Origin of the sequence: Mycobacterium sp. URHB0044, assembly GCF_000620625.1 — a bacterium.
Taxonomy (GTDB): Bacteria; Actinomycetota; Actinomycetes; order Mycobacteriales; family Mycobacteriaceae; genus Mycobacterium.
This window is the reverse complement of record NZ_JIAW01000011.1, coordinates 243,465-251,946: the sequence shown is the minus strand read 5'-3', so window position 1 is coordinate 251,946 and position 8,482 is coordinate 243,465. Positions and strand designations below refer to the sequence as shown.

At 66.8% G+C, this 8,482-nt stretch carries 8 protein-coding genes and 1 rRNA gene; 3 read left to right on the top strand and 6 right to left on the bottom strand.

What is annotated here, in order from left to right; translation table 11 throughout:
- The 3 genes from N536_RS0122555 to N536_RS0122545 all read right to left on the bottom strand — a co-directional run.
- Window positions 1-179: ribosomal RNA gene (locus N536_RS0122555) — 16S ribosomal RNA — on the bottom strand; the annotation flags it as partial.
- Window positions 180-555: 376 nt separating this feature from the next.
- Window positions 556-1,830, bottom strand: coding sequence for a tyrosine--tRNA ligase (tyrS, locus tag N536_RS0122550; protein WP_029115690.1), 1,275 nt, complete (start codon window positions 1,828-1,830; stop codon window positions 556-558).
- Between the two features lie 18 nt (window positions 1,831-1,848).
- A complete protein-coding gene (locus N536_RS0122545; RefSeq protein ID WP_029115689.1) occupies window positions 1,849-2,460 on the bottom strand; it encodes a DNA-3-methyladenine glycosylase in 612 nt (203 codons plus the stop codon).
- A gap of 59 nt (window positions 2,461-2,519) precedes the next feature.
- Between N536_RS0122545 and N536_RS0122540 the strand changes: the two genes are divergently transcribed.
- Genes N536_RS0122540 through N536_RS0122530 form a run of 3 tightly spaced genes read left to right on the top strand, consistent with a single transcriptional unit; the run spans window position 2,520 to window position 4,657 of the window.
- Complete coding sequence (locus N536_RS0122540) at window positions 2,520-3,284, top strand: ABC transporter ATP-binding protein (RefSeq protein WP_029115688.1); 765 nt, start codon at window positions 2,520-2,522, stop codon at window positions 3,282-3,284.
- Entirely contained in the window at window positions 3,218-4,036 is an 819-nt protein-coding gene (locus tag N536_RS0122535) for an ABC transporter permease (protein ID WP_081809325.1), read from the top strand. The genes N536_RS0122540 and N536_RS0122535 overlap by 67 nt, the downstream gene beginning before the upstream one ends.
- Before the next feature lie 6 nt (window positions 4,037-4,042).
- On the top strand, window positions 4,043-4,657 hold the full coding sequence (locus N536_RS0122530; RefSeq protein ID WP_029115686.1) for a TetR family transcriptional regulator: 615 nt from the start codon (window positions 4,043-4,045) through the stop codon (window positions 4,655-4,657).
- Here the strand turns inward: N536_RS0122530 and N536_RS0122525 are convergent.
- From N536_RS0122525 to N536_RS0122515, 3 genes are all read right to left on the bottom strand, one after another.
- On the bottom strand, window positions 4,654-4,860 hold the full coding sequence (locus tag N536_RS0122525; RefSeq protein WP_029115685.1) for a Trm112 family protein: 207 nt from the start codon (window positions 4,858-4,860) through the stop codon (window positions 4,654-4,656). The genes N536_RS0122530 and N536_RS0122525 overlap by 4 nt on opposite strands.
- 5 nt (window positions 4,861-4,865) lie before the next feature.
- Complete coding sequence (locus N536_RS0122520; protein ID WP_029115684.1) at window positions 4,866-5,339, bottom strand: hypothetical protein; 474 nt, start codon at window positions 5,337-5,339, stop codon at window positions 4,866-4,868.
- Window positions 5,340-5,429: 90 nt separating this feature from the next.
- A complete protein-coding gene (locus tag N536_RS0122515; RefSeq protein WP_029115683.1) occupies window positions 5,430-8,402 on the bottom strand; it encodes an acyl-CoA synthetase in 2,973 nt (990 codons plus the stop codon).
- Between the last annotated feature and the right edge of the window lie 80 nt (window positions 8,403-8,482).

Here is an 8,482-nt window from a genome sequence, read left to right as displayed (position 1 = left end):
AGAGGTGTATTCGGTATTAGACCCAGTTTCCCAGGCTTATCCCAAAGTGCAGGGCAGATCACCCACGTGTTACTCACCCGTTCGCCACTCGTGTACCCCGAAGGGCCTTACCGTTCGACTTGCATGTGTTAAGCACGCCGCCAGCGTTCGTCCTGAGCCAGAATCAAACTCTCCAAACAAAAACAACCCATGACAAGCACAGGTGAATTCGAATCAGAAAGATCTGACCTAACAACCAGTCAAAACTGGCAATCTATAAAACAACACCACACCCCAACACGGGACGCTGAAGCATGGCAAAAAACAACAAACAAAAACCACCAAACACACTATTGAGTTCTCAAACAACACACCCGCCTGACCGCGCAACGATCCCCGGCTCGAAAGCCGCGAGTTGTCTTGCGGGCAGATGAGGTAACCCACCGAAGTGGACTTCCCTCTGGGATGCCGTCGCGCTCAGCGGCTGGACCGCGTCGCGACGACTTGGATTAAGTTACAAGAGGGAAAACTCGGAGTCAAATCGCCTGCTAGAAGGCGTGTCTCGCCTCCGGCGCGCTACGAAACGCGTTCTACCCCTGCGAAATTCCGCTTGCCCCGTCGGACCACCAGCCACCGGCCGTGCAGGAAGTCGGAGGGCTGCGGTACCCACTCCTCGCTCTCGACGCGAACGTTGTTCACGTAGGCGCCGCCTTCGGCGACGGTCCGTCGCGCAGCGCCCTTGCTCGCGGATAGTCCGGTGGCCACGAGGAGGTCGGTGATGCCGTCCGGACCGCCCGGCTTCAGTTCAGCGACCGAGGCCTCTCGCAGTGCGGCGGCCAGAGTGGGTTCGTCGAGCTGCAACAGCTCGCCGCGACCGAAGAGGGCCTGGCTGGCATGCTCCACGGACTCCGTCGCCGCCTGTCCGTGCACCAAGGTGGTGAACTCCTGCGCCAGCCGGCGCTGCGCGGCCCGCTCGTGCGGTCGCTCCCCCGTCGCCCGTTCCAGCTCGGCCAGTTCGTCGGCAGTGAGGAACGTGAACCAGCGCAGGTAGTTGATGACATCGGCGTCCGCGGTGTTGATGAAGTACTGGTAGAACGCGTACGGGCTCGTCATCGTCGGATCGAGCCAGAGATTGCCGCCACCGGTCGACTTGCCGAATTTGGTGCCGTCGGCGGCGGTGACCAGCGGAACCGTCAACGCGTGGACTGCCGCGCCCAGCTTCTGCCGGACCAACCTCACCCCGGCGATGATGTTTCCCCATTGATCGGAGCCGCCGATCTGCAGCCGGGTGTCGTACCGACGGTGCAGCTCCACGTAGTCATTCGCCTGCAGCAGCATGTAGCTGAACTCGGTGTAGGAGATGCCCTCGGCCTCGAGCCGGCGCCGGATGGTGTCGCGCTCCAGCATCACGTTGACCGAGAAGTGCTTGCCGACGTCCCTGAGGAATTCGATCGCTCCGAGCTGCGCCGTCCAGGTCAGGTTGTTCTCGATGATCGCGCCGGTGGGTGAATCGTCGAAGTCCACGAATCGCTCCAGCTGCCCGCGGATGCGTTCGGTCCAGTCGGCGACGGTGTCGGTGGTGTTGAGGCTGCGTTCGGCGGTGTCACGAGGATCACCGATCATGCCGGTGGCACCGCCGGCCAACACGATGGGCCGGTGTCCGGCCCGCTGGAAACGACGCAGCGCCAACAGCGGAACGAGGTTCCCGGCGTGCAGGCTCGGCGCGGTCGGATCGAACCCGCAGTACACGGTGGTGGGGCCGGTCGCGAGCTCGGCTGCGAGTGCGTCCCGGTCAGTGGACTGCGCAATCAGTCCGCGCCAGTCCAGTTCGGCCAGGATGTCGGTACCCATGGTGTCGATCCTTCCGTATCAGTCGCTGTCGCCGGGTGCGGGTGCGCGCGGACTGCGCCGGTAGGACGACACCTCGGGCCGACCGGCCAGCCAGAACCGCCACGGACGGTCGGCCGCCTTGCTGACCCCGACTCTCGGGCCGTCCACCGCGGGGAACTCACCCGCCAGTTCCAGCTGAACCGGGCTGTCGGGGTCGAACAGGTCGACGCCGTTGTCATCCATGGTGATTCCCAGCGCCGAGCAGAGGTTGCCGGGTCCGCGGGCCAAGGCCGCCGGGCGCACTGAGTCGCCGCGACGCACCTGAGCGGTGGCGGTGCCGGACTCGATCGCGGCCGCGCGCAGCAGCACCGCCCCGGCGACGCCCTCGTAGGCGCAGACGACGTTGGCGCAGACGTGGATGCCGTGGCTGCGATAGGTGTAGAGCCGGCCCGCGGGACCGAACATCACCCCGTTCCGCGGACTCGGGCCACGGAAGGAGTGCGCCGCGGCATCGGGCCACGGTCCGTCCGGCGGGCCGCCGTAGGCCTCGACTTCGACGATCATCGCGCTCACGCCCCGCCCTTCGAGTGTGGCGCCGAGCAGCCGCTGAGCTGCCGTTATCGGATCGACCGACAACAACTCCGAACTCATTTGGGCCATTGTGCCCGGGTCTGTTGACACGGCCGCGCACGGGGAGGATTATTCATCGCATGATGACTTCATCGAGTGATGAATTATTTCGAAACGGAGTCGAACCCGTCGTCTCGATCGAGCACTTGCGCGTCGTCCGCGGCAAGCGACCCGCCCTCCACGACTTCTCGGTGCAGATCGCGCGCGGCACCATCACCGGTCTGCTCGGCCCCTCCGGCTGCGGAAAGACCACGCTGATGCGCAGCATCGTCGGCACGCAGATCATCGCGTCGGGCACGGTGACGGTGCTGGGACGGCCGGCGGGTTCGGCCGACCTGCGCCACCGCGTCGGCTACGTCACGCAGGACCCCACCGTCTACGACGATCTGCGGGTGGTCGACAACGTCCGCTACTTCGCCTCGCTGTACGGCTCCGATGCGCAGTCCGCCGACGACGCCGTCTCGGCGGTTGGTCTGGACGATCATCGAACGGCGTTGTGCGGCAACCTCTCCGGCGGGCAGCGGACGCGCGCGTCGTTGGCATGCGCGCTGGTTTCACATCCGGATCTACTGGTGCTCGACGAACCAACGGTCGGATTGGACCCCGTCCTGCGGGTCGATCTGTGGGACCAGTTCCACCGCCTCGCCGAGGGGGGAACGACCCTCATCGTCTCCAGCCACGTCATGGACGAAGCCGACCACTGCGGCGATCTGATGCTCATGCGCGACGGCCACCTACTCGCCCACACGACACCCACCAAACTACGAGAGGACACGGGATGCACGTCACTGGAGGAAGCGTTTCTGTCCGTCATCCGGCACAACACCGAAGCCGCAGCCGGCTGAGCCCACAGGCGTACTTCGCGACCACCGGCAGGATCCTGCGGCAGCTGGCGGCGGACCATCGCAGCGTCGCGATGATCCTCGTCGTACCGAGCGTGATCATCACGCTGATGTACTTCATGTTCGAGAACGCCCCGCATCCGCCGGGCGCGCCGACCCCGTTCAACAACGCCTGCCTGATCATGCTGGGCGTGTTTCCGCTGATCATCATGTTCCTGATCACCTCGATCACCATGCAGCGCGAACGCGTGTCGGGAACCTTGGAGCGCATCCTGACCACTCCCCTGCGCCGGCTCGACCTGCTGGCGGCCTACGGGACCGCGTTCTCGCTGGCGGCCGCGGCCCAAGCTGCATTGGCGTGCGTCGTGGCCTTCTGGTTCCTTGGGTTCGACACCGCGGGCAGCCCGATCCTCGTGGTCGCCATCGCGATCATCAACGCGGTGCTCGGTGTGGGCCTCGGCTTGCTGTGCAGCGCGTTCGCCCGCACGGAGTTCCAGGCCGTGCAGTTCATGCCCGTGGTGATCGCTCCGCAGCTGCTGCTGTGCGGCATCATCGTCCCGCGTGAGGTGCTGCCGGAGTGGCTGCAATGGATCAGCAACGTGCTGCCCGCCAGCTATGCGCTCGAAGCGCTCCGGCAGGTGGGCGCGTACGCCGAGCCGACGGCCATCGCGGTGCGTGACATCGCTATCGTGGTGGGCTTCGCGGTGCTGGCCCTGTGCCTGGCCGCGGCCACGCTACGACGACGCACCCCTTAGGACGCCTTGACCACCAACGCCGAGCGCAAGCGCCCCGGGCGGCCACCCGGGACGTCGGACAACCGCGAGCGGATCCTGGTGAGTGCGCGAGAATTGTTCGCCCGCAACGGGATCGACAAGACGTCGATCCGTGCGATCGCGTCGGCCGCTGGGGTCGACGCGGCACTCGTCCATCACTACTTCGGCACCAAGCAACAGTTGTTCGCCGCAGCCATCCACATCCCGATCGATCCCATGCTGGTGATCGGCCCGATGCGCGAGACGCCGATCGAGGACCTGGGGTTGACGTTGCCCTCGTTGCTGCTGCCGCTGTGGGACTCCGAGCTGGGCTCGGGCTTCATAGCGACGCTGCGGTCACTGTTGGCCGGCGGCGACGTGAGCCTGGTGCGCTCGTTCCTGCAGGAAGTCATCGCCGTGGAGGTCGGCAGTCGCGTCGACGACCCGCCCGGCTCCGGGAGGATCCGAATACAGTTCGTCGCGTCGCAGTTGGTGGGCGTGGTGATGGCCCGCTACATCTTGGAACTGGATCCGTTCAAGTCGCTGCCCGTGCAGCAGATCGCCGAAACCATCGCGCCCAATCTGCAGCGCTATCTCACGGGTGATCTTCCGGGGCTGACCTAGGATTCGGCGCGCTCGAGCAGCCGCTGGTGCTCCGCGTCGTCGCTGATCAGCACTGCTTCGTCGACCAAGAGCACGGGTATGCCCGCCTCGATCCGGTAGGCGCGACGCAACCGGGGGTTGTACAACAGCTCATCAGCGATGAGCAGGAGCGGGCCCCGGTCCTCGGGGCAGACCAGGATGTCGAGCAGTCGTTCGTCGAGCACGACCGCTAGGGGCCGAGCGGGATGTTGATGCCGCCACCGCCGCCGGGCGTGATGCCGAATCCGCCAACCGCGCTGGGGTTGGTCGGGTCGTACTGGTTGATCCCGATCGTCATGGGCGCCTGCTGCTGTGCCTGCTGGCCGCGCAGTTGATTGCGCTTCTGGAACGACACCGTGTTCTGCAGCGCGGCGACCAGCGGCACCTGGTTGGGACGCTTGTCCATCGCAGCTACCAGGTCGTCCATGTTGCCCTTGGAGGGGACGTAGCCCAGGGCGCGCAGCTTGAGGGCGGTGTGGATCAATTGCGAGATCTGGCCGCCGCCGGCGCCGGTGTCGTACTGCGCGGCGATGTCGTCGAGGACGTCGGCGTTCGCGGTACCAGACCCGAGCCCGATCACCATGCCAGCGGCCAGGGCACTACTGGCCACTGCGCCGGTGACGGCGCGCCGCCAGCCCGTGTTCCTGCTGGTCTGCGATGTCATCGATCTCCTCCATTGCGGACCTTGCCCGGACCCGTACGGCGATCTACCGCACCCGGGAGCCTAACAGTGTGACGCATGTGACGCACGACCTCAGTCGGCCGAATCATCCTTGAGCAATTCGGCGCGCACCGCAGTCGTGAACCGCTTGTACACCCCTGTTTCGTCGTCGAGGTACCAGGCGTTACGCGCGGCCTTCGGCACGCCGGCGGCGCGAAGCGGGCCGAGCAGCGGGCGGTACGACGCACCGAGCTTCATGTCCGGCACCACGTGCACCAGGTCCGGGGGGCAGCCGACGGCAAGGCCCGCCATCGCCTCGTTGAGATCGGCGGTTGGGACGCTGCCGCCGGGAGCCAGCGTGAGTGCGGTGACCGCGATCTGGCGCCCGCCGGCCTCGACGCAGTATGTGGCCGCCAGGTCGACGGCGCCGACCCGGCCCGCGGCGTCGTTGACCGCGGCGGCGAAGACCGGTCCGCGCGGGGTACGGGTGACCGCGCCTCGGTTGTCGACCAGCCAGAAGTCCCCGTCGACGTCGCGGCGGAACAGGTATTCGGTCGACACCCAGGTATCCGCGGGGGCGAAGACTCCCCGCTTGATCGACGCGGTCGGATCGATCGGGCCGCGCGGGTGAGCGAGCAATACCCCTACTTCGTTGGGCCGGGCCAGCCGCACGAAGCCACGATCGTCCTCGAGGATCAGATCGTCCTCGACGTCGTATGCGGCGAGTTCGATGCGGCCTCCGCCGGGAAGTGGACGTCCCTCGCTGCCGAGCTTGGCACCGGACACGTTGGCCAGCACGGCCTGCCCGTCGGTGGTGGCAAAGAACTCGACGACCTGCGCGGGCTCGAATTCCTGCTCGACGCGTTTCCACAGCCCGGTCGGCATGCCGGAGCCGATGAACAAGCGGACCGGGTGGTTGCCGTTTAGCGCGAACGACGGGTCGTCGATCACGTCGCGCAGCATCGCCCACGTGTAGGTGACGACGGTGACGCCGTACTGCCGGATTTCGTGAACGAACCGCTCGGGACGCAGGCCCCGCGACAACGCGATCCGGGTACCGCCGACCACCGCGCCGCCGAGGCTGACCAGCAGGCCGGACTGGTGATGCAGCGGGGTCAGGCAGTAGACCGTGTCGTTGCGGCCGAGGTTCGCCGCCGACGCCGTGCCGAACGCCGACAGCGCCCAGCGGAAGTTGGTGATCTGACGGGCGACGAGCTCGCCGCCGATGGTGGTGAACGCGACGTAGGCCAGATCCTTGGCGTAGCCGGGGTTTGGCCGGTACCACCCGGGCAGCTCGACCACGTCCGGGTTGATCTTCTCCATGTCGGTGACGTCGGCGTCTTCGGGAAGGTGCAGGTCGCGGGATTCGCCGCCGCCGAGCACCAGGACCCGTAACGGCAGCCGGCGGGCCGCCTCGAGGTTGCCCGGGTCGGCGATGACGTCGGATATCGCACCGAGGCGGGCGGCTTCGGCCAGGTCACCGTCCGGCGGCATCAGGACGGCCACGGCGCCGAGCCGCGACAGCGCGGCGATGGCGACCAGCGCACTGGGCCGCGTTTCCATCAGGACGCCGACGTGGGTGCCCTGCCGCACGCCGACCTCGATCAATCCGCGGACCACGTTGTTGATGCGACGGTCCACCGCTTCATAGGTGTGCACGCGACCGTCGAACAGCAGGAACTCGCCGTTGGGTGCGCCGCTGGCCTGCTCGGACATGATCCGTCCGAGCGAGATGCGGGTGTGATCGTTGATTTGACCAAGGCGTGCCAGGCGGGGCAGGGTGCGGACGGTCTCGACGGCCAGCGCGCGCGCCGACTTATTGGCGTTGACGACCGCATCGGCCGCCGACCTGGCCAGGCTGAAGGTCATCTCCGTTGCCGACACGGCGCCGTGCGCTACCCGCGACGCGAACGGCACGCCGCTCTCGTTGTGCTCGGCGGGCTGCAGCGCCATCGGCACCACCTCCTCGGGCATCTCGCCCTCGCCGGCCAGCCACTTCACCCAGGCAGCGACCGTCGGCCAGGTCTGGTTGGCCGCCTTCGATCCCACGACGAGCCCGAAATGCCCTGTGCGGATGAGGTATTCGTATACGTCGGCCTTCGGGGCGGCGCGTTTGATGCCACGCACCGAAGCCGGCTGTCCGATGTCGTCGACCTCACCGACGACGGCCAGCACCGGGCAGTCGATGTCGCTGAGCGTGACGAGGTCGCCGCGAATGCTGAATCCGCCCGTCATCATCCGGTTGTGGGCGATGAACTGCTTGAGCAGTTCGGAGATCGCAGGCCCGGACCAGGCGATCCAGCCCTCCGACGCGAGGAACCGACGCTGCTGTTCGCGGGAGAGCAGCGCTTCCCGGTCATGCAGCTGACGGACGAAGTCGAGGCGGGACTGGGCGGTCTTGAGCGGGTCGAGCATCTGAAATCCGGTGCGGGCCAACCAGCCAGGAATGTCGATGCGACTGAACACGTGATCGGCCATGAAGTCGGCCGCCGCGGCACCCAAGCCGGCGGGCAGATTCATCGGCAGGGCCGCCAAGGTGTCGACCGGCGAACCGAACCCGATGATGCTCGCCAGATCCTTCGAACGGCGATAGGCCGCGGTTTGGTAGCAGAACATGCCGCCCTGCGAGTAGCCGGCGAGATGCACGTCGCGGTCGGTGACCTTCTTGACGGTGTCGATGGCCTCGCTCAGCGCCACGACGTGGTCGGCCAGGTTGCGCTGCATGCCGCCTTCGACCTGGTCGGGCGAGCCGAAGTCGATGACCCAGGGATCGACGCCCGCCTCGTGCAGGATGCCGACCGCACCCTCGTGGCGGGTGACGTCCCACATGTCGGCCGACATCATCATCGGGTGCACCATCAGAACCGGTGGTCCGGCGGGCTTCGCCCCAGGCCGGGCGTCGGGCGGGAAGTACCGTCGCAGCCGGTACATCGGGACGCTTTCCACGATCTGGAACGGCGACGGCACCGCGCCGGTCTCCAGTCCGCCGTACCGCAGGACTTCCAAACCGTTCTGCGCGGTTGCAACCAACCGTCCGACGGGCCTGGTGATCGCGGACAAGTCCACCACTGGGCTCCCCTTCGAGACGTGTCGATCCCCCGATTCCCGACGTCATCATGGCACAGCAACGTTCACGCTCCTCGAGG